At 52.4% G+C, this 309-nt stretch carries 1 rRNA gene; it reads right to left on the bottom strand.

The features are described from left to right. Window positions 1-309 (bottom strand): 23S ribosomal RNA (locus P0G09_RS17775); the annotation flags it as partial.

The raw sequence follows: 309 nt of genomic DNA, 5'->3' as shown, positions 1-309 counted from the left end.
GGTGCTTGTAGGCACAGGGTTTCAGGTTCTTTTTCACTCCCCTCCCGGGGTGCTTTTCACCTTTCCTTCACAGTACTATACGCTATCGGTCACTGGGTAGTATTTAGGGTTGGAGGGTGGTCCCCCCATATTCCGACCAGGTTTCACGTGTCTGGCCGTACTCTGGATCCTGCGCAGCTCTTTCCGTTTTCACCTACGTGGTTCTCACACTCTCTGACCGGCCTTCCCATGCCGTTCGGTTAACAGATTAAGTCTTAAAAGCAGTCCGTACCCCGAAAGTATTTCTACTCTCGGTTTGCCCTCTTCCGC

This window comes from Faecalibacterium sp. DFI.5.82, from assembly GCF_029076575.1.
GTDB classification, from domain to species: domain Bacteria; phylum Bacillota; class Clostridia; order Oscillospirales; family Ruminococcaceae; genus Faecalibacterium; species Faecalibacterium duncaniae.
This window is presented reverse-complemented; position numbering and strand designations above follow the sequence as displayed.